This is a genomic window from Streptococcus loxodontisalivarius (assembly GCF_016908645.1).
GTDB classification, from domain to species: Bacteria; Bacillota; Bacilli; order Lactobacillales; family Streptococcaceae; genus Streptococcus; species Streptococcus loxodontisalivarius.
The window spans coordinates 1-21,875 of the sequence record NZ_JAFBEH010000022.1; the positions used below are offsets into that span (position 1 = coordinate 1).

21 protein-coding genes are annotated in these 21,875 nt (G+C 40.6%); 16 read left to right on the forward strand and 5 right to left on the reverse strand.

Annotated features, from left to right (window positions below; translation table 11 throughout):
• Positions 1–390 precede the first annotated feature (390 nt).
• From JOC28_RS05900 to JOC28_RS05915, 4 genes are all read right to left on the reverse strand, one after another.
• A complete protein-coding gene (locus JOC28_RS05900; RefSeq protein WP_205009723.1) occupies positions 391–885 on the reverse strand; it encodes a DUF308 domain-containing protein in 495 nt (164 codons plus the stop codon).
• Between the two features lie 83 nt (positions 886–968).
• Entirely contained in the window at positions 969–1,730 is a 762-nt protein-coding gene (locus JOC28_RS05905; RefSeq protein WP_205009724.1) for an NUDIX domain-containing protein, read from the reverse strand.
• Between the two features lie 19 nt (positions 1,731–1,749).
• Positions 1,750–2,538, reverse strand: coding sequence for a nicotinamide riboside transporter PnuC (pnuC, locus tag JOC28_RS05910; protein ID WP_205009725.1), 789 nt, complete (start codon positions 2,536–2,538; stop codon positions 1,750–1,752).
• An 11-nt stretch (positions 2,539–2,549) separates the two neighbouring features.
• A complete protein-coding gene (locus JOC28_RS05915; protein ID WP_205009726.1) occupies positions 2,550–3,656 on the reverse strand; it encodes an AAA family ATPase in 1,107 nt (368 codons plus the stop codon).
• Between the two features lie 337 nt (positions 3,657–3,993).
• Here JOC28_RS05915 and gdhA point away from each other — a divergent pair, with 337 nt between their 5' ends.
• The 15 genes from gdhA (at position 3,994) to JOC28_RS05990 (ending at position 18,929) form a co-directional block, all read left to right on the forward strand.
• Entirely contained in the window at positions 3,994–5,343 is a 1,350-nt protein-coding gene (gdhA, locus tag JOC28_RS05920) for an NADP-specific glutamate dehydrogenase (protein WP_205009727.1), read from the forward strand.
• Positions 5,344–5,446: 103 nt separating this feature from the next.
• On the forward strand, positions 5,447–5,851 hold the full coding sequence (locus JOC28_RS05925) for a GNAT family N-acetyltransferase (RefSeq protein WP_239548890.1): 405 nt from the start codon (positions 5,447–5,449) through the stop codon (positions 5,849–5,851).
• A 29-nt stretch (positions 5,852–5,880) separates the two neighbouring features.
• Positions 5,881–6,291, forward strand: coding sequence for a peptide deformylase (locus JOC28_RS05930; RefSeq protein ID WP_205009728.1), 411 nt, complete (start codon positions 5,881–5,883; stop codon positions 6,289–6,291).
• Between the two features lie 67 nt (positions 6,292–6,358).
• On the forward strand, positions 6,359–7,285 hold the full coding sequence (locus JOC28_RS05935; protein WP_205009729.1) for a glycosyltransferase family 2 protein: 927 nt from the start codon (positions 6,359–6,361) through the stop codon (positions 7,283–7,285).
• A 73-nt stretch (positions 7,286–7,358) separates the two neighbouring features.
• Positions 7,359–8,210, forward strand: a complete 852-nt coding sequence (gene rfbD / locus JOC28_RS05940) for a dTDP-4-dehydrorhamnose reductase (RefSeq protein WP_205009730.1) — start codon at positions 7,359–7,361, stop codon at positions 8,208–8,210.
• A 106-nt stretch (positions 8,211–8,316) separates the two neighbouring features.
• A complete protein-coding gene (locus tag JOC28_RS05945) occupies positions 8,317–9,012 on the forward strand; it encodes a hypothetical protein (RefSeq protein ID WP_205009731.1) in 696 nt (231 codons plus the stop codon).
• A 167-nt stretch (positions 9,013–9,179) separates the two neighbouring features.
• Positions 9,180–9,629, forward strand: coding sequence for a MarR family winged helix-turn-helix transcriptional regulator (locus JOC28_RS05950; RefSeq protein ID WP_205009732.1), 450 nt, complete (start codon positions 9,180–9,182; stop codon positions 9,627–9,629).
• Complete coding sequence (locus tag JOC28_RS05955; protein WP_205009733.1) at positions 9,622–11,418, forward strand: ABC transporter ATP-binding protein; 1,797 nt, start codon at positions 9,622–9,624, stop codon at positions 11,416–11,418. Before JOC28_RS05950 ends, JOC28_RS05955 begins: the two co-directional genes overlap by 8 nt.
• The gene (locus JOC28_RS05960) at positions 11,411–13,177 is read left to right on the forward strand and encodes an ABC transporter ATP-binding protein (RefSeq protein ID WP_205009734.1); all 1,767 of its coding nucleotides are present in this window, start codon (positions 11,411–11,413) and stop codon (positions 13,175–13,177) included. Before JOC28_RS05955 ends, JOC28_RS05960 begins: the two co-directional genes overlap by 8 nt.
• A gap of 149 nt (positions 13,178–13,326) precedes the next feature.
• Positions 13,327–13,950, forward strand: a complete 624-nt coding sequence (locus JOC28_RS05965; RefSeq protein WP_205009735.1) for a GTP pyrophosphokinase — start codon at positions 13,327–13,329, stop codon at positions 13,948–13,950.
• A 3-nt stretch (positions 13,951–13,953) separates the two neighbouring features.
• Positions 13,954–14,637: a response regulator transcription factor gene (locus JOC28_RS05970; protein WP_205009736.1), complete on the forward strand. Its 684-nt coding sequence runs from the start codon at positions 13,954–13,956 to the stop codon at positions 14,635–14,637.
• Positions 14,597–15,925, forward strand: coding sequence for a sensor histidine kinase (locus JOC28_RS05975; protein ID WP_205009737.1), 1,329 nt, complete (start codon positions 14,597–14,599; stop codon positions 15,923–15,925). Before JOC28_RS05970 ends, JOC28_RS05975 begins: the two co-directional genes overlap by 41 nt.
• Positions 15,926–15,934: 9 nt before the next feature.
• The gene (locus tag JOC28_RS05980; RefSeq protein WP_239548891.1) at positions 15,935–16,963 is read left to right on the forward strand and encodes an AI-2E family transporter; all 1,029 of its coding nucleotides are present in this window, start codon (positions 15,935–15,937) and stop codon (positions 16,961–16,963) included.
• Positions 16,964–17,072: 109 nt separating this feature from the next.
• Complete coding sequence (locus JOC28_RS05985; RefSeq protein WP_205009738.1) at positions 17,073–18,227, forward strand: permease; 1,155 nt, start codon at positions 17,073–17,075, stop codon at positions 18,225–18,227.
• Between the two features lie 69 nt (positions 18,228–18,296).
• Positions 18,297–18,929 (forward strand): VTT domain-containing protein, encoded by a 633-nt coding sequence (locus JOC28_RS05990; RefSeq protein WP_205009739.1) that lies wholly within the window; start codon positions 18,297–18,299, stop codon positions 18,927–18,929.
• A gap of 46 nt (positions 18,930–18,975) precedes the next feature.
• Here JOC28_RS05990 and JOC28_RS05995 read toward each other — a convergent pair whose 3' ends face one another.
• Positions 18,976–19,881: a LysR family transcriptional regulator gene (locus tag JOC28_RS05995; RefSeq protein ID WP_205009740.1), complete on the reverse strand. Its 906-nt coding sequence runs from the start codon at positions 19,879–19,881 to the stop codon at positions 18,976–18,978.
• Positions 19,882–20,172: 291 nt separating this feature from the next.
• Here JOC28_RS05995 and JOC28_RS06000 point away from each other — a divergent pair, with 291 nt between their 5' ends.
• Positions 20,173–21,759, forward strand: coding sequence for an ABC transporter substrate-binding protein (locus tag JOC28_RS06000; protein WP_205009741.1), 1,587 nt, complete (start codon positions 20,173–20,175; stop codon positions 21,757–21,759).
• The last annotated feature ends 116 nt before the right edge of the window (positions 21,760–21,875 follow it).

The window sequence follows — 21,875 nt, forward strand, 5'->3', positions numbered from 1 at the left end:
CCCTGCACAGTTCATTAGGTGCTTTAGCACCAATGAACCACTGCTGAGTGGAGAGGATGAAAGCTCCGCTTTCTCTATTTCCCACCTCAAACAGTACTGTGGACTGTTTGAGCGTCAATAAATCAACTCTTACAGCCCTACTTTGATATCAAGCTTCGCTTGATTTTATCTGTAACCTAAAAAGGTTCCCCAAACCTTTTTAGCTATGCGGAGGTGGGTTGAAAAAGTCCAGTGGACTTTTTCAAGTGGGAGATAAAGCTTACGAAGTAAGTGTCAAAAACAGTCTGGGGATAGACTGTTTCAGGTCAGTAACCAAAAATAAAGAATTGCTGACAAAATCGAATTCCTTTGGAATTACCGATTTTTGTCCCACTCTCTTTTGCTCTGCAATTAGATTCTAAAGAAAAATGAAAGGGTTGAAATCCCTGAGATGATAACAAGAACTGCCACGAAACGTCCGATCACTGCAGCAGAGAAGAAGGGTGCTGAGAAGAGGAGAAGGGCAAAAACAAGTGCCACTAGGGCTGTACTTAGCTGACTATTTCCAGAAAAACCAGTTTGGCGAAGGCGATAGGCATGGCTAAACTGAACGATTGCTGAGATTAAAAGCCAGTATGCAAGGATAGTGACAGCAACATTTGATAGAGCCCAAGTACTACTTGATAGTAAGATAAAACCAAAAATAATTGAAATCACTGCTTGAATGAGCTGTAGAAGATGACCACGTTCGCCGCTAAAGTAAGCGATCAGCGTTGAGATACCTGATACAAACATAACCAGAGCAAAGAGCCAAGCAATGGTAGCAGTAACAACTGCTGGGTTGACAAAGAGATAGATACCGACAAGAGTCACAATTGCACCTGCGGTAAGAGGGAACCATTTCATGAAAAAACTCCTTTTTTATTCAAAATTAAGCTTATTTTATCGAAAATAAAAGGGAATGTCAAAGTCGGCATTCCCCAATCGTCTTAAATCGTTTTAATTGTATAGGTGTAAGTTGCAGCTTTCTTGGTCCGTGTTGCTTTCTTACGACCTGTTTTTTCAAAGATGTGTTTGAAGCGTCTCAAAAAGTTAGTCGAGTCCATCTTGGCATAGTCAGGATTAAAGCTGGCAAAGAGTAGTCGAAAAGCTGATAAGGTTTCTTCTTCTGGCATGATTTGAAGGATAGTTGGATAGTATTCCAAACGGCCTCGAATACGAGTGACTGCTGTTTCAATGATTTGCCAGTGGTCAAAAGCAAGATCTTCCTGACTGATTTGTGACTCACCGTCCCAAAGTTCGATTTGACCGTCTGTATTTTTTAGGCTGATCCAGTGAGTTGATGCGGCATCATCGCCAGCCTCGACTTTTTGCCCATCTTCATAATGAAGGTAGCAGAGGTAGGCAACGCTGATAGTCCAAGCGCGTGGGTCACGATGAGGTGTACCTATTGTCAGGAGTTGCTCGATTTGCTTTTTGTCTAACTGTACATGGGTTTCTTCAAAGACCTCACGCATGACAGCCTGATCCAAGTCTTCTTGCTCATCAACGAAACCTCCACTTAGGGCATATTTCCCCTGAAAAGGGTGGTTTTTTCGCTTGATCAATAGAAGCTGGACTTGTCCACTGCAATATCTGAAAATCACACTATCCACTGTTACTGATGGACGAGGATATTTTTGACTATCTACTTCTTTATAGATTTTTAGAAATTCCTCTTCACTACCAGTTGACTCAAAGTCTCTAGACATGGTTTACCTCCTTACAGAATTAGAGAGCCGCTTTTTTGGCTTCCTTACTCCAAGTATACCATCCATAGCATGAATTTATCAAGTAAACCCAGTACATGCCTTGCATGTGAATACTTGTCCCCCACCAGAGGTAGATTGAAAAGAGATTCGTAGCAATCCAGAAGAGCCATTGTTCCCAGTAGTAGCCAGTCATCAATAATTGCCCTGTAACATTGGTACCGTCAGTGATACTATCACGGAAAGGACGATTTGACCCAATTGATTGATAAGCAAATCCCATGAAAAGCCAAGTGAAGAGCGTTAGCAGGATATTTTTTATCCAGCCGGTGAAGCTAAGCGAACGAACGACAAAGCTTTGCTCTTCTTTTTTGAAGCGGCTAGCATTGAGCCAAAGAAAGAGACCGATAGGCTGCATGACGGTGAAGTAGAGAGTGGTGAAAACCTCTCCGTAAAATCCACTGCCTAGTGCAAGATAGAGGTAGATAAGAGAGTTTGTGAGACCGAAGAAGTAGTTGGAAACACGTCCTTCGTTCACAAAAATAACGCAGACAATACCTGTCCAGCTAGCCACAAGTCCTAACCAGTCATGCTGCTTGGCATCAAGTGTCAGCTCAAGGATGATTGGAATACTTGAGAGGATGATGAGATAGCACCATTCAAAGACACTACGATTGGCAAAGAGGTCTTTAAAAATCAATCGTGTTACTTCCTTAAAGCCCAATTCCTTAGCTTTCAAGGTCATATATTGGTAGCCTTCTCTTGTATTATAGAAGGTTTCTTGCCACTTTCTTTTCCAATTTGTAAACATAAGATGTCTCCTTAAATATCAATGTGTAAGCGATTTTTGATTTCTTTTTTAGCTTGGTGATAGTTATCTGAGAAGAAATTCTCTGGACTACTGTTTTCACCTAAAATAACGATTTTATCTTTAAAAGGTTCAAGTAATTTTAGTAGGTGTTGGGTAAACCAATCTCGGGTTTGAGCGTCAGCCATTGTCATATCTCTAAAACCATCGTCAACATAGTCTGATTTTGGTAAAATAACGAAAATCAAATCCCATTTTTCACGAGCCTGTGTCACCTGATAAAGGCGATCCAGCATGTCAAACTCTTCCTGACTGATACTTTCTTTGAGGTAGTAATCGATATAAACCTTGGTTACAGTTGAGTTGGTATCAGCGAAAACTAATCCCTGGTGTTGACCTTTATCAATCATTTCAGCAGTCTGAGCATACTGGTCTGTCAGCAAATGAATGTAGTCATTTGTATCCAATTCATCATCACGGACATTGTATTTTTCCTGGTATTCACGAGCATACTCTAGTGAAGAAGGAGCGTTATAAGTTCTGGCTAGATCCTTAACCATCGTCGTCTTACCTCCACTAGCTGATCCGACAACCAAAACCTTGCGTGTGAAGTGTCGGCGAAATGGTTTGGTAATAAAGCGCCAATTGTATAGAGGATTTTCTCGAATTTCAGTTGCAGAGATATTAATAGTAGAACGTTGCACTAGCTCAACCTGAGCATGTGGTAGAAAGTCCTTGATACGGCTGACATACTCCTTTTCACCAACAAAGAAAGTCAGCTGATCATACTCTTCTATATTTTTGGCAATCAGATTTTGAAGAGCTTCCATCCAAGGTTGCCAACCGTCAGGATAAGATGGCATACCTTCCTCATCGAGTTTATCTACGAGAACAAGGTCGTCATCATAGAAGACTTCTCGAACGTAGCGGAAGCGGCGATTGAGAGAAAGCCCTGCGCGTGCTCCACGGTCTCGATCATCATTGCTGCCGCTCACAACTACCAAAACCTGATCTGTTTGACGCTTTGCCTTGGTAATAAGATCAACGTGACCAATATGCATTGGGGCAAAGGTACCGAAAACGATACCGATTTTTTTGCCGTTTAATTGTCGTCTTTTCATAAGAAAGACCTCTTTCTTTTTAGAAATAGTAAATTTACTAAATTGATAATAGCACAGCTTTTTGCATTTGTAAAGAGAAATAGTAAAAATACTATTTTAAAAACTAAAAAATATTTTATTCTTCTATTAGAAAATAAGACATATAGGAAAGCGTAACCAAGTCTTAATTGATAATGGTTTTAAACTATATGACAACATTCTATGTTATAAAATCTAACATTTACTTGAAAGTTCTGAAAAAAAGTTTTCACAAAATCCTTGACAAAAATATTCAGAAAATTTATACTATTCCATGTAATAAAAATTACGTCAAATCAAATTGTCGGAGGACTTAATTATGACAACAGGTAAACAGTACGTAGATAGCGTATTTGAAAAAGTTAAAGCTCAAAACGGACACGAGGCAGAATTCCTTCAAGCCGTTGAAGAAGTATTTGCATCACTTGTTCCAGTATTTGACAAATATCCAAAATACATCGAAGAAAATCTACTTGAACGTTTGGTAGAACCAGAACGTATCGTTTCATTCCGTGTGCCATGGGTTGACGATAAAGGACAAGTACAAGTAAACCGTGGTTTCCGTGTACAATTCTCATCAGCAATCGGACCTTACAAAGGTGGTCTTCGTTTCCACCCATCAGTAAACCAATCAATCATTAAATTCCTTGGTTTTGAACAAATCTTTAAAAACTCATTGACTGGTCAACCAATCGGTGGTGGTAAAGGTGGATCAAACTTCGATCCTAAAGGTAAATCAGACAACGAAATCATGCGTTTCTGCCAAAGCTTCATGACTGAACTTAGCAAACACATCGGTGCTGACACTGACGTTCCTGCTGGTGATATCGGTGTTGGTGGACGTGAAATTGGTTACCTTTACGGTTACTACAAACGTCTTCGTAACGAATACACTGGTGTCCTTACTGGTAAAGGTTTGACATGGGGTGGATCACTTGCTCGTACAGAAGCAACTGGTTATGGTGCTGTTTACTTTGCAGAACAAATGCTTAAAGCTCGTGGTGAAGACTTCAACGGTAAAGTTGCTGTTGTTTCAGGTTCAGGTAACGTTGCTATCTACGCTATCGAAAAACTTCACGCACTAGGTGCTAAAGCAGTTGCATGTTCAGATTCATCAGGTTTCGTTTACGATCCAGATGGTATCGATGTTGAACTCCTTAAAGACCTTAAAGAAGTTAAACGTGCTCGTATCGTAGAATACGCTAACGCTCGTCCAAACGCTACATTTACAGCTGCTGGTGAAGGTTCAATCTGGGATATCAAAGCAGACCTTGCTTTCCCATGTGCAACTCAAAACGAATTGAACGAAGAACAAGCTAAAACTCTTGTTGCTAACGGTGTTATCGCAGTTTCTGAAGGTGCTAACATGCCTTCAACTCTTGAAGCTATCGACGTATTCCTTAACGCAGGCGTTTCATTCGGTCCTGCCAAAGCTGCAAACGCTGGTGGTGTTGCGGTTTCAGCACTTGAAATGGCACAAAACAGCGGACGTACTTCATGGACATTCGAAGAAGTTGACTCAAAACTTTACGATATCATGAAAGGTATCTACGAAAACTCTGCAGCAGCAGCTAAAGAATTCGGTCAAGAAGGTAACCTTGTTGTTGGTGCCAACATCGCTGGATTCCTTAAAGTTGCAGAAGCTATGTCAGCACAAGGTATCGTTTAAGATTAAACAGATCTACTTTTGTTGAAAAGCTTTCGATAAAGATAATCAGAAAGAACTCAGGAAACTGGGTTCTTTTTTGGTATAATGAAAAAGGAGGTAACTTATGTTGACATTTCAAGAATTTGGTTCAGAACAGTTAGATAGAGTTAAAGAAATTTATAGTGAGATGGGTTGGACAAGTTATTTGGGTGATGATGATAAGTTAAGACGCTCTTTTGATAACAGTCTTGATATTTTAGGTGCTTTTGAGGATGCTAGTTTAATCGGTTTTATTCGTTGTGTCGGTGACGGAGAACATATTTTATTGGTTCAAGACTTGATTATTGCTAAAAAATATCAAAGACAGGGGTTGGGAACAAGCTTATTCAGGAAAATCTGGGATAAGTACAATCATGTACGTATGTTTCAAGTAAATACGGATTTAGAAGATAAGGTTGATAATTATTTTTATCAGTCTTTTGGAATGAAGACGTTACAAGAAGGACATATGATATCGTATTTTAGATGATATAAAAACAGTGACTTAGAGGAGAAAATATGATTAAACCAATTTGTAAGGACACATTCTTTTTAGCACAGACATCGCAAGAGGCGACCAAGGATGATCTCTACTTAGCGCAGGATTTGCAGGATACTCTTGAAGCTAATAAAGAAGCCTGTGTCGGTATGGCAGCCAATATGATTGGTATCAAAAAACGTGTGATTATTATCAATATGGGTCTAGGAAATCTAGTTATGTTTAACCCTGTTGTTATCAATAAAGCTCTGCCATTTGATGCTGAAGAATCTTGTCTTTCCTTGACTGGAAGTCGCAAAACAGTGAGGTATCAGAGATTAGAGGTTTCCTTTTATGATATTCATTGGAAGAAGCAGACCATGCTCCTGACAGGCTTTCAAGCGCAGATTTGTCAGCATGAGTTGGATCATCTGGAAGGCATTGTTATCTAGCTTTTTGATAGAAAAATATTGTAAAATAGGCTATAATTGAAAAGATAATAAAAAGAAAGAGGCTTGTATGAAAAAATTATCGATTGTTGTACCATGTTACAATGAAGAGTTAACAATACACCCCTTCTTGGAAGCAACGCAAAAGGTTGAAGCTCAGATGGCTGATCAACTCATTTTTGACTATATCTTTGTTAATGACGGCTCTAAAGACAAAACATTGGAAGTTTTACGTCAAGTTGCTGGCCAATTTGAGAATGTTCACTATCTCTCTTTTTCACGAAATTTTGGGAAAGAAGCAGGGCTTTTAGCAGGACTTGAAGCTGCAGATGGTGATTTGATTACAGTTATGGATGCTGATTTGCAAGATCCCCCTGAACTCTTGATTGAGATGTTTGCTAAGATTGAAGAGGGATATGATGTTGTCGGTACACGTCGTGCTGACCGTAAGGGAGAGCCTTTCATTCGCTCTCTTTTTGCTAAGACTTTCTACTGGTTAATCAATAAAATCTCCTCAACAGAGATGGTGGATGGGGCACGAGACTTCCGCCTGATGACACGTCAAGTCGTTGATAGTATTTTAGAACTGAAAGAGGTCAATCGTTTTTCAAAAGGACTCTTCTCTTGGGTTGGTTTTGATGTGGCTTATGTCGCCTATGAAAATCGTGAACGTGTTGCAGGTGAGACTTCGTGGTCATTCTGGAGCCTGCTCCGTTATTCAATGGATGGTTTTATCAACTTTTCAGAGGCTCCGCTCAATCTCGCCATGTGGTCTGGTGCAGGTGCCTTTGTGCTATCTCTCTTGGGGATTGCATTTGTGGTAATCCGTAAATTAACCATCGGAGGCAGTATTGCAGGTTGGGCAAGTACGGTGACTATCATTCTCTTTATCGGCGGTTTGCAATTGTTGGCGCTGGGGATTATCGGGAAGTATATTGCCAAGATTTTCTTGGAAACCAAGAAACGCCCTGTTTACCTGATTAAAGAAAAAGGATGAAAATTTTAACAATTTGCGTTAAAATAGATATGTATTACATTTAAGGCTTGAACTTAAAAAGAAGGAGACAAACATGATTTTAGTTACTGGTGCAAATGGACAATTGGGTACAGAGCTCCGCTATTTGCTTGACGAACGAAATGAAGACTATGTAGCTGTTGACGTTGCGGAAATGGATATCACTGACGCAGCAAAAGTTGATGAAGTTTTTGCAGAAGTGAAACCTAGCTTGGTTTACCACTGTGCAGCCTACACAGCAGTTGATGCTGCAGAAGATGAGGGTAAAGAACTCAACTATGCCATCAACGTGACTGGTACTGAAAATGTTGCCAAAGCTGCTGCCAAATACGGTGCAACACTTGTTTACATTTCAACAGACTATGTTTTTGATGGTGAAAAACCAGTCGGTCAAGAGTGGCTTGAAACGGATACACCGGATCCTAAAACAGAGTACGGTCGTACAAAACGTTTGGGTGAAGAAGCAGTTGAAAAATATGCTGACAAATTCTACATCATCCGTACAGCTTGGGTATTTGGTAACTATGGTAAGAACTTTGTCTTCACTATGCAAGCTCTTGCTGAGAAACACCCACGCTTGACAGTTGTTAATGACCAACACGGTCGTCCAACTTGGACACGTACCTTGGCTGAATTTATGACTTACTTGGCAGAAAACCAAAAAGAATTTGGTTACTACCACTTGTCAAATGACGCTTCAGAAGACACAACTTGGTATGATTTTGCAGTGGAAATCTTGAAAGATACAGATGTTGAAGTAGCACCAGTTGACTCATCATCATTCCCAGCAAAAGCAAAACGTCCTCTTAACTCAACAATGAGCCTTGAAAAAGCGAAAGCTACTGGCTTTGTCATTCCAACATGGCAAGATGCTTTGAAAGAATTCTACAAACAAGGGAAAAAATAAGAAATGAAAGTCGACTTGGGTCGGCTTTTTTCTTTTATGTATCAGAGGTATTGACAATTTTTTGAAAACGCTTTATAATTATTGTGAAAATTTTAGGAGGTTGTTTATGAAAAAGAAATTTATCTCAATTTTTTTGGCAAGTTTTTTCCTATTACTTGCTTTTTCAGGGAAAGCTCAGGCTGATTCATCAATTTATCGTCTCTATAATCCAACTTTAAAAGAACATCTTTTTACAGCTGATGCAAATGAATATAATGTCTTAGCGTCTCGTGGTTGGAGTCAGGAAGGGACAGCTTGGTATGCACCGGATGGTGGTAGTCCTGTAACTCGACTTTATAGTAAAATCACACATAAACATTTGTACACAACAGATAGCAATGAAGTTGCTGTTTTGACGAGTAGCGGTGCCTGGACACGTGATGCAATGAGTTTTTATTCTGGTGGTTCAGTTCCAGTTTACCGACTCTATCACGCAGGTATCAAGACGCACTTATTAACTACTGATGCTAATGAGTATAATACTCTTGCAGGTGCCTGGAATGCTGAAGGTGTAAAACTTTATGCGACAGCAGTTGGTCAACCTAAAGCAGCATCGTCAAATAGTGGAACATCTAGTCAAACTGGCTCAGGTGATCTACCATTTGATCCTAATCGAACAGTATATATCACAGGTGGTGGGGAATCAGATGTTTATTGGTATAGCACTGCCAAAATGCCACCAAGAACGAATTTGAACAATCTTCAAGTGACGACTGAAGGAGATGCAGTTTCCAGAGGAAAACGTCATTCAGAGACTGAATAATTCACATTTTTAGAGTTGACTTCATGTCAATTCTTTTTCTTTTTGTAAATGTTCGTTCTGTTTTCAGAAAATATTTTCAAAAAATGGTTTCCTTGAGAACTTTTTTCTTGACTTTAGTTCTCATAGAAACTATAATGGTTCTCGTGATAACAAATTAAGGAGGTCATATGGAAAATCCAATTGCAGCGACGCGCAATCTTATTAATCAAATCGAGCAGATTGCTGATGAAATTGCCAAGGATAGTGGTATTGAGCACTTGTCTGGTCCGCAAGGTCGTACCTTGCTCTATCTTATTAAGCATCCTGATCAAGAAATCTATGTAAAAGACATCGAACACTTTTTGAATATTTCTAAATCAGTTACAAGTAATCTGGTTAAGCGGATGGAGAAAAATGGTTTTATAACTGTTAATCCCTCAACTAAAGATAAGCGTAAGAAGATTATCTCATTGACCCCTAAAGGTTATGATAAGGCTGAGCCTCTTACTAATTTTCATCGACGACTTCAGGAATCACTTTTTAAGAGTATTTCTCGTGATGATCTTGAAGTTATTAGACGAGTTGGAGCTCAGCTAGCTGAAAATATTGCTCATTATAAAGGAGAAACTAATGATTAAACTTTTTAAACGCCTTAATGGCTTTGAATGGTTGATGATTCTGATTTCAGTCTGCCTGGTTGCCTTTGGTGTCTGGTTGGACTTGGAATTGCCAAGCTATATCTCAGATATGGTTACCCTCTTAAGTACTAAAGGGACTACTGTTGCAGACATTATGAAGCCGGGGATGAAGATGATTTATCTTGCCTTGGCAAGTTTGGCTACGTCAGTTACAGTTGGTTTTATTGCTGCCCGTCTAGCAGCTGGATTCACAACTCGTATTCGTGGTCAAATCTTTGATTCTGTTATGGATTACTCACAAACAGAGATTAAGAAATTTTCAATTCCTTCATTGATTACCCGTACGACCAATGACTTGACCCAAATCCAAAATATGATTACGATGGGGCTTCAAGTTATTACTAAGGGACCTATCATGGCAGTCTGGGCTTTGACTAAGATTGCTGGTAAATCTGGGGACTGGATGACTGCGACAGTAGTAGCTGTAGGTGTGGTTGCTGTGCTCTTGACAACTCTTCTAGTTCTTGCCTTTCCAAAACAAACCAAAATTCAACAACTTACCGATAAGTTGAACGGTTTGACTCGTGAAAACTTGACTGGTCTTCGTGTTGTTCGTGCTTACAATGCTGAAGGTTATGAAGAAGAAAAATTTGAAAAAGCTAATACGGATGTAACGGGTCTTAACCTCTTTGTTAACCGTATCATGGGTCTTCTCAATCCTGTCATGACCTTGGTATCATCAGGTTTGACGCTTTCAATCTACTGGATTGGTGCTTACTTGATTGATGCAGTTAAAATTCCAACCAATGTTGCCCAAATCCCATCTGCACTTAGCGATCGTGTCACACTTTACTCAGACATGATTACGTTCTCATCATACGCTATGCAGGTTGTTTTTGGTTTCATGATGATGACTATCGTCTTTATCGTTATGCCACGTTCAATCGTTTCAGCTCGTCGTATCAATGAAGTGCTTGACCTTGATTCATCTGTTCTCTTCAAAGAGAAAACAAGCAAATCAACTGATCTTGTTGGTCAAGTTGAATTCCAAGATGTGTCCTTCCGTTACAATAAAAATTCAGCAGATGTTATCGAACATGTCAGCTTTACGGCTAAGAAGGGTGATACCGTCGCCTTTATCGGATCAACTGGTTCTGGTAAATCTACTCTGATCAGCCTTATCCCTCGTTTCTACGATGCGACGGGTGGTCATGTCCTTGTTGACGGTGTAGATGTCCGTGATTATAGTCGTGATGACCTTAATAATAAGGTTGGCTATATTCCGCAAAAAGCTGTGCTCTTTAGTGGAGATGTCAAATCAAACCTTGACTTTGGTGTCAGCCCACAAAGTCCGCTTTCAGATGAAGCTATGTGGGATGCTCTGCAATTGGCACAATCACGCTCATTCATCGAAATTAAGGATGAAAAATTGGATGCACGTGTTGCTCAAGGTGGTAGCAACTTCTCAGGTGGTCAAAAACAACGTTTGGCTATCGCGCGTGCTCTTGCTCGTAAACCAGAAATTATCATCTTTGACGATTCATTCTCAGCGCTTGACTATAAGACAGACCGTAAATTGCGTGCTGACCTAGCTGAGCAAACTAAAGATATGACTAAACTTATCGTTGCTCAACGTATCTCAACCATCATGGATGCTGACCAAATCTTGGTTCTTGATGAAGGTAAGGTCGTTGGACAAGGTACCCACAAAGAACTTTTGGCAAACAACTCTGTTTACCAAGAAATCGCCTACTCACAACTTTCTAAGGAGGAACTAGCAAATGGCTAAGGTCCAAAAAGAGAAAAAACCATCAGCATTTAAACAAATGCTACCGTATACAAAAGGTTTCCGATTCGCCCTTTTATTTGCCTTGCTTGCAGCTGTTGTATCAAGTGTTATCACGGTAATCGGTCCTGATAAACTGTCAGAAATCACTGATAAAATTACTGCTGGACTTCAAGGAAATATCGATATTGATGGCGTTGTTAGCATCGCATCAACCTTGGCAGTTCTCTACGCTATCGGATCCCTCTTTTCATACAGTCAAACCTTTATCTTTGCGACTTTCATTCAACGTTTTTCACAACGTTTGAGATCTGATATCACGCAAAAGATTGCTCGTTTGCCACTTGGCTACTTTGACAGTCACTCACAAGGGGACACACTTTCTCGTGTGACCAACGACGTCGATACGGCTGGTCAAGCTCTTAACCAAGGTTTGTCAACTATCTTCTCATCAGTTGTTCTTTTGATTGGTTCAATCTTTATGATGTTCCGTTCAAATGTCACTCTTGCCTTTGTTGCCTTGGGAACAGTTTTTGGTGGTTTCCTCTTGACCATGATTATCATGGCTTCATCACAACCACTCTTTAAGAAACAACAAAACAACCTTTCAGCAGTTACTGGTTTTGCTGAAGAGATCTATTCAGGTCACAATGTCGTAACTTCATACAATGACATTGATAAGGCTAAGGCTGAATTCAAAGTCTTGAATGACAATCTCCACTCAAGCATGTGGAAGTCACAATTCTTCTCAGGTATCATGATGCCAATGATGCAATTCATGGGTAACTTTGCCTATGTTATGGTTATCGTTGTCGGTGCTCAGATGGCAGTTGACGGTAAAATCACTATGGGGACAATCGTTGCCTTCATGACTTATGTTCGTATCTTCTCACAACCCTTGTCACAATTAGCGCAAGCTATTACCCAAATGCAATCAGCCAATGCGGCTATGGGACGTGTCTTCGAATTCCTTGCTGAAGAAGAGATGCTTGATGAGTCTGCTAAGACTAAACAATTGCAAGATCCTAAAGGTCAAGTTGATTTCCAAGATGTCTTCTTTGGTTACAATCCTGATAAGACCATTATCCATGACTTTACGGCTCAGGCTAAACCTGGTCAAAAAGTTGCCATCGTTGGACCAACTGGTGCTGGTAAGACAACAATTGTTAACCTCTTGATGAAATTCTACGAAATCAATAGTGGTAAAATTGCTATCGATGGTGTTGATATCAAAGATATGACTCGTGATGAAGTACACGACCAGTTCTCAATGGTTCTTCAAGATACTTGGCTTTTCGAAGGTACAATCAAGGAAAACTTGATTTACAATCAAGAGCAAATTACGGATGAACAAGTTATTGCGGCTGCCAAGGCTGTTGGTGTTCACCACTTTATCACAACGCTTCCAAAAGGATACGATACTTATTTGGATGACTCTGTCACCTTGTCTGTCGGTCAAAAACAACTTTTGACCATCGCTCGTGCTCTCTTGAAAGAAGCTCCGCTATTGATTTTGGATGAAGCAACCTCATCAGTCGATACACGTACTGAAATCTTGATTCAAGAAGCTATGGACAAATTGATGGAAGGGCGTACCTCATTCGTTATCGCCCACCGTCTGTCAACTATTAAAAATGCGGACCTCATCCTTGTTATGAAAGATGGTAACATCATCGAGCAGGGTAACCATGAGGATCTCATGAGTCAAAATGGTTTCTATGCAGATCTTTACAACAGTCAGTTCACTGAAGAAGTGGCATAGGAAATGAATTTAGCCTCGAAAGAGGCTTTTTTCTTTTTCGAAAAGAGAGACTAGCTACTGAAAAGACTATTTGATTTTGGTATAATGATAGAGATTATAGAAATGTATGGAAAGGCTGAAAATCCCTTTGGTTTTCAGAAAATATAACTATGTCAGAGTCAATCTACGGAGACTACGGTCAGTATCTTCCTCTTATTTTGCAGGAAGTGACAGATCATATCATCGAGGCAAATAAGCAGGTCAAGGAAGAGACAGGTTTTAAGCTCTACGAACATTTTATTTCACGAGTTAAGGCGGCTGATTCTATGGCTGAGAAGTGCCAGCGAAAAGATCTTCCAGTGACGGCACACTCTGCCCTCAAATCTATTCGTGATAGTATTGGAATCCGTATTGTCTGCGGTTTTGTGGATGATATTTATAAGACTGTGGAGATTATCAGAGGTATTCCTGGCGTCAGCATTTACAATGAAAAAGATTATATTTTCAATGCTAAGCCCAACGGTTATCGCTCTTACCACCTGATCTTGGAGATGGAGACGGATTATCCTGATGTTGAGGGAAATGCCAGAGGTAAATACTTTATCGAGGTGCAGCTCCGCACCATTGCTCAGGATTCTTGGGCCAGTTTGGAGCATCAGATGAAGTATAAGCATGATATTAAAAATCCAGAGATGATTACCAAGGAGCTTAAGCGCTGCGCTGATGAATTAGCGTCCTGTGATTTGACCATGCAGACCATTCGTAATCTAATCCAAGAATCTAGTGAGGACTAAAGTATGAGAATTTTACTTGCAGAAGATGAGTTGCAGCTGTCTAATGTTTATAAGGCAGCCATTAGCCATCAGGGTTATGAAGTTGATACTGCCTACAATGGTCAGGAAGCCGTTGATTTGGCAGCCAAGAATGCTTACGATGTCATGATTATGGACATCATGATGCCCATCAAGACTGGTTTAGAAGCCCTTCGTGAGATTCGTGCTACTGGTGACCAGACCCATGTTATCATGTTGACTGCCATGGCTGAGATTGATGATCGCGTTAATGGTCTTGATGCTGGTGCAGATGATTATTTGACTAAGCCTATTTCTCTTAAGGAATTGCTGGCGCGCCTACGTTCGCTAGAAAGACGTGTAGAAGTAGCCTTCACACAAAATCTCCTTGAGCACGGCAAGGTCAAATTGAATGTGTCAGAACAAGAATTGTCCGCAAATAATAGCATTCGTCTGGCTGGTAAGGAAACCAAGTTGATGAGTTTCTTTATGCTTAATAAAGGTAAGCAACTCAGCACCGCTGATATTTACAAACATGTCTGGGCAGGTGATGAAGACAGTGATGAACGTTTGGTCTATATCTATGTGTCTTATCTGCGTCAGAAATTGCAAGCTATTCAAGCTGATCTGACCATAGAAGGAGAAGAAGATGGCGATTTTACCTTGGTTCAAATCCAGAAAGAAGATTGATGAAAAAGTTGAAGAGGACATCAAAAAATTAACCAAGTCAACTTCTGAAAACACAAAACTCTTTCGTAGTCTGAGAATACGGTTTGTCCTGATTGCTGCCCTGTCAGTCTTTGTGGTACTTGGGACAACAGTCGGGGTTATCACCGCTGTTCGCAATATTCAGGCTCGAAATAATATTGATAGCATTTTGACAGCCCTGGTTGAAAATGGCGGTAATATGCTGACGGTCTCAGAAGCTAGTAAATCTATTAGTACGAGTGTGACTGAGGAGACTATTTACACCTACCGTTATTTTTCAGTAACTATGGATAGTGATGGAGACATTACAAGTACAAACAGTCAGAGCTTTGCTAGTCTAACGGACGACGAGATTTCTGATTTTGCTAAGCGGATTTATAGTAAGGGGCAGACTTCGGGGACCATTCATGAAGATGATACCTACTATTCTTACCAGGTTAAAAAGAGCAAGAGTTCAACCTTGATTGTGGTCTTTGATTCGACAACCTACTATTCTGATGCCTTTGAATTGACTTGGGTTGCCATTCAAATTGCTGTGCTCTGCATGATTGTTTTTGTCTTGATGATCTCTGCTATGTCTAAGCGCGTTATCGAGCCTTTCATTCGTAACTATCAAAAGCAGCGCCGCTTCATTACCAATGCTGGTCATGAATTGAAGACACCACTGGCTATTATTTCAGCAAATAATGAGTTGGTGGAGCTGATGAATGGTGAGTCAGAGTGGACTAAGAGTACCGCTGATCAGGTGACCCGCTTGACTGGACTCATCAATGGTTTGGTTGCCCTGTCTCGATTGGAAGAGCAGCCTGATATTGTCTTGACAGACCTTGATTTTTCTTATATTGCTGAAGATGCGGCTGAGGACTTTAAGGGTCCAGTTATCCGTGGCGGTAAGACCTTTTCTATGGATATCGATCCAGGTATTCATGTCAAGGCGGAGGAAAAATCACTCTTTGAGTTGGTAACGCTTTTGGTTGACAATGCCAATAAATACTGCGATGAGGGTGGACATGTTTCTGTTCGCTTGAAATCTGTTGGGCGAACACGTAAGCGTGCACGTTTGACAATTTCAAACACCTATGCAGAAGGAGCTACGGTGGATTACAGTCGTTTCTTTGAGCGTTTCTATCGTGAGGATGAGTCCCACAATAGCAAGCGTAAGGGTTATGGCATTGGACTTTCGACTGCTCAGAGTATTGTTCGTATCTTCAAAGGACGTATTTCAGCCTCCTTCAAGGACGATATTTTCACCATTACAGTCATTATTTAGGAGGTTCTTTTGGAAAATCAGTCACTTTGGCAACGGTTTCTAGCTAATGTTCGTCTGAGACGTGCTTTTGTCTTAGCCGGCTTAATTGCTCTGCTTTATTTTGCAAGCAGTATGATTAGTCTTATGCTGCTGACCTTTATTTTTACATTTTTGGTTTTGAGAATAGTAGAACTGATTCAGAAGAGAGTCAATGTACCGACTTCGCTTATTGTCCTATTGGTCTATGCTTTCTTGATTTTTGGAATCTATCTGGCAGTGACCATCTATGTGCCACAGCTAGCCAGTCAGTCAGAATCCATTGTTGACTCTGTGCTGCGCTTTTACAAAAATCCATCTGAGGATACCAGTGTTATCCTGAACTACGTGTCGCAATACATCAGTCAGAGTGATATCCAGACTCAGGTCAGCAATGGTGTTCAGTGGCTTTTTAAGTCAATTTCAACAGTGAGCAGTATGGGGATGACCTTGGCAATGTCTTTGCTATTGAGTTTCTTCTTTACTCTGGAGAAAGATCATCTCTATGCCTTCTTTAAGCGCTTTTTGCAAGGACCTAATGCCTGGCTCTTTGAGGATATCTACTATTTTGGTGGGATTTTTACAAGAAATTTTGGTCTCGTTTTGGAGACGCAACTGCTGATTGCGGTCATCAATACGAGTCTAACGACCTTTGGGCTCTATCTGATGGGAATCAATCAGTTGCTTAGTCTTGCCTTGATGATTTTCATTTTGAGTTTGATTCCGGTGGCAGGTGTCATCATTTCAGCTGTGCCCCTATCATTTATCGCCTACTATGCAGGTGGACTTCAAGATGTGATCTATGTTTTGGTTCTATTAATCGTTATCCACGCTTTAGAATCCTACTTCCTCAATCCTAAACTCATGTCTAATAAGACTGAGCTACCAATCTTTTTGACCTTCGTGACACTTTATGTTTCAGAGCATTTCTTTGGAGTATGGGGACTCTTGGTTGGTGTGCCAACCTTACTCTTTGCAATCGATGTTCTAGGGGTCAATTACTCAACGAAAAAAGAAAAATAGTTTGTACTTCAGACCTCAAATAGGTCTGAACCTAGCTATATGATCAAAAAATAAAAGAGAGACTGGACAGTTTGTGACTGTACCAGTCTCTCTGATGAAAAGGAGAATCATGAAAGAAAAGACTGTCTTGATTGAGCTTCCAGAGGAAGTCAGTCAAGCCTTGAATTTAGAGAAAGGTCAGACTGTTGAAGCGAGGCTTCATAATAATCAGTTGATTATCAATGGTAATGCTGAGGCAAGCGGATTGAGACTTGAAGGCTGGCATTGGTGGGTCTTAAATATCTTAGTTGGTGTAGGATTTTGGGGCTATCAGTCAGCTTTGAAATTGACTCAAGCTGCGCTTACTGGGACCAACTCGATTGCGACCTATACCATTGTGGTTGCTGGTTTGGTAGGAGTCCTGACCTTTCTAGTTAGTTTCTATCGTAATCGTAAGCTCTTTCTAGACGGCTTACCTAATAAACTTTTTTGGCGGGTACTCTTACCCATAAGTCTTGCCTTCGCCGTTGTTTTGGCTCTTGTCTTGACAGGTTTCTTCTGGCTGATGGGCTTGCTTTTCAATGGGGCTTCCTTTGATATTTTTACTGCTATTATTATTGTAACGGTATTTTCATTTGCCATTTCAATCGGCATGGCGAGAGTTGCAGAGTCGCTGAGAGCTAGCTGGTTGACGTCGCTTTTTACCGTCATTATCATAAGCGGTGTTGTTATCGCGATGGCAACTAATAGTAGTCGTCAGTGGTGGCAGGTCAATCTGAGTTTTCTAGGAACACAACAAGCCTACGCTTCCTGGCAGTTTAACCTGACGCTTATGCTAGCAGCTCTCATCCTTTTTGTCTTGGTTGACTATCTTTTCTCAGCCTTGGTAGAAAGGCTGGGCAGGTCAAGACGCTTACTGATTCTTAGGATTTTATTGTCAGCGCTAGCTATTGACCTAGGAGCCGTCGGCTACTTTCCAAATGATGCTGCCTACCATCAGATTCACACAGATGTGGCTGGTTATCTGGTTTATATCATTATCGCTTTGATAATTGGTGTGAGGTGGTTGGTGCCAAAGGTTAGTCGAGATTTTCTGGTGACTTCTTATGGGATTGGTTTGGTGCTGATTGTGCTTGAAATTCTCTATCAGGGCATTGGCTATCTGTCCTTGACTGCCTTTGAAATGTCAGCCTTTATCCTTGCCTTTACTTGGTTGGTCATTCTCATTGGTCAATTAGAGGCCTTGATTGGAAGTGATGACTTAACAGAGCTGTACTTGGTCTGAGTGATGGTTACTGGTTGGACTTTGCCTCATCTTATGGTAAAATGGAGAAAATAATTAAGGAGACCTCTGGTGTTTATTATAGACTTTATTCTTCACATCGATGAGCATATCTATGCCATGGCTAATGCTGTGGGTGGCTGGACTTATCTACTTTTATTCCTCGTTATCTTTGTCGAAACGGCAGCTGTTATTTTGCCTTTCTTACCTGGCGATAGCCTTCTTTTTGCTGCAGGTGCCTTGGGTGCTAATCCCAACATGAACTTCAATGTCATTCTCTTCATGGTTCTCTTCTTTATTGGAGCCTTTGTCGGAGATACTTGTAATTTCTTTATCGGACGAACAGCTGGTTATAAATTGATTAAGAGCAAATGGTTTGGACGTTTCATTAAGGAACAAAATATTAAGGATGCTGAAGAGTATTTTGAGAAGAAGGGTTCATCAGCAATCATTCTTGGGCGTTATGTTCCTATCATCCGTACCTTTGTACCTTTTGTTGCTGGTATCAGCCAGTTGCCACCTAAAGTCTTTATCCAACGTGCCTTCATCGCTGCCTTGTCATGGTCATTGATTGCGACTGGAGCAGGCTATCTCTTCGGAAATATTCCATTTGTAAAATCACATTTCTCAGCAATTATTCTAGGAATTGTCTTTATGACCTTGCTTCCAACTATTATTGCTGCCCTTAAATCACGTAAAAAATAAGAAAAAGCTTACCTTTTAGTTTTTGGACTAAAGGCTAAGCTTTTTCTTATATCTTTTCTTGGTGGTCAATCAGGCTGTCCTTGATTTCTTGGATGAAGGAGCTTGCGATGGCTGCTTGTTTTTGTTTTTTATTGCTGACAATTCCTAGTGTATGAATTGGACTATCAATCAAGGGGATGAGGACAATCTGATCCTTGATAAAGCTGTTGACGATACCCAGACCAGAAGCATAGGCATCACTAGCACAGAGCAGATTCATAACGGTGCCACGGTCATTGGCATAGAGCACTCGTTGATTTTCCAAGACATCCAAAGGATCCTCATCAAAGTTGATTCCTGACTTGTCCTGACGGAATCGAACCTGCGGATAGCCTTCTAGATCGGCACTCTTGAGACTTTTTTCTTGGGCAAGCGGGTGCTTACGACCTAGAAAGATCTTGGTCTGAAAGTCTCCTAGCGGTGTGAAATCTAGCTCTTGATCCTTGATGCTGCGCTCCAAAATATGTCTATTGTCTTCATCCAGATAGATAATTCCTAAATCGCTTTCGAAAGAAGCAACGCTTTCTAAAATACGTTTGGTCGTTGTTTCGATAATTTGAAATTCTTGGTAGTCTTCCTGATACTGCTCTGCAATTTTTGCCATAGGAAGAGAAAGAAAGTCGTAGTGGTGGGAAGCGATGGTGAAGCTCTTTTTAAAACGCTTGCGGTAACGCTCTTCAAGGAGATCAAGTTCACCCAAGATACGCTTAGCATATTTGAGAAAATCGTGACCATCGTCAGTCAGTTTGGCACCTGTATTGGAGCGAGTGAAGAGCTGCACGCCTAGTTCCGCCTCTAAGTCTCGAATCGAGGCTGAGAGATTGGGTTGCGTCACAAAAAGTGTCTTAGCAGCCTCGCTGAAGGAGCCAGTGGTGGCAATTGTTTCAACATAACGACATTGTTGGAAGTTCATAGATGGTCCTCTTTCTAAAATAGTCTTCTTTCTAACTTTGTTTTATTATAACAAAATGAAAAAAAGAGGAGAAGTGTCTATCTGATAGAAAAAAACTATAAGCATATAAGCAAAACTTATGGCTGGCCATCAAAAAATCCTATAAAGCCTGTCGCTATAAGAAAAATTTATGGCAAGCTATAAAAAATCCAGATTATCCAGAATGCTTTTGGCATGGTAAGATAGGGACATATCAGGAAAGGAAGTTAGGTAGATAACTTCTGAGATTAAAAAATTTGAGAGGTTCGGATTATGAAAAGAAAAGCGAGTCGGAAAAAAATCTACGGTATTATTGCCGTCATTGTTGCCTTAGTTCTAGCAGTTGGAGCCTGGTTGGGCTTGTCCAAATCAAGTTCAAGTCAATCAACGGAATCAAGTCAGTCATCTAGTCTTAACTATGCCTTTGGTTCCAATCCAGTTTCCATCAACCCCATCAACTCCAATGACCTTTGGGGCTTGAAAACAGTCAACATGGTTTATTCACCACTAGCTAGAACAAATAATGATGGTAGTGTAACCTATGAGTTGGCAACAGATATTAAACAGTCTGAAGACGGTAAGTCAATCACTGTTAAACTTCGTGATGATGTCAAATGGTCTGATGGTGAGCAATTCAATGCAGACGATGTGGTCTTTACTTACACGCAAAAAGCTAAGAAGGAAAATGGTAAGTATGAAAGTCTCTGGATTGGTGATGCTCCAATGACTGCTAAGAAGGTTGACGACTATACTGTCGAATTTGATTTGCCTAGCGCCAGCGCAGCAGCAGTCAATAATATTACCAACGAAACCTACATTCTGCCAGAACATGTCTACAAAGACACGTCAGATTTTTCAGTAAATGACCTAGGCGTCTTCCCAACAGTCGGTACTGGTCCTTATGTTCTTGAAAAATTTGTTTCAGGCGACAGCCTTACATTTAAAGCCAATGAAAACTACTATGGTGGCAAACCTGCTATCGATAGTATCAATGTGAAAATCATTGAAAACTCTGACACTATCAAGGTGGCTCTTCAAAAGGGTGAGATTGATCTTGCAAGTATCAATTCAACTGATGTGGATGACTTCAAGGGCACTGATGTGACAACTGAAACTTACTCAGCTGGTGGCATCAACTACTTGGGTATCAACTCACAAGTCATCACAGATAGTCGTGTTCGCCAGGCAATCTTCTATGCCCTCGATCGTGACCAGATCAACCAAGGTGTCTTCACTTCAAAAGATTTCTACCAAACAGCAACAAGCTTCCTTCCAAGCGATAATGCCTTCTATGACAAATCAACTCCAGATTATGCTCAAAATATCGACAAGGCTAAGAGTCTTTTGAAAGAAGCTGGCGCAAGCAATTTGAGCTTTACACTGGCTTATGACGCTTCAAATGATGCCTTCGTTAAGGAAGCAGCTATCATTCAGGAAGAATTAGCAGAAGTAGGCATCACGGTTAACCTTCAAGCAGGTGATGGCGATACCATCCTAGCAGAGCTTAAAACGGAAGGCACAACTAAGTACCCACTCTTCCTTCGTGCATACAGCATGGGTAATGACCCAGACACTTACAAACGCCTCTTCCAAACAGGTGGAGCATCTAACTACTTTAAACTAGCTGATTCATCAATTGATGCCCTCTTTACTAAAGGAGCAACAACACTTGATGAGACAGACCGTAAGACAGTTTATAAAGATTTGCAAGTGCAATTGGCTGAGACAGCGGTCATCTACCCAATCTCATCTGACAACGGTATTCTAGCAGTCAACAAACGCGTGACAGGAATCGAAACATCAAATCTTTATCCAATCTATACAATCGGCGATTGGTCAAAAGTCAAACTAGCTGACTAGATTTTATCCAGTCACAGGAAAAGGAGGCTGGGCAAAAAGTCCCTGGCCTCTTAAATTTTGTAGTCTGATGTGCAAGACGCAGTGGTTGAGTGGGCTCTAATTCGTTGATAAATCAA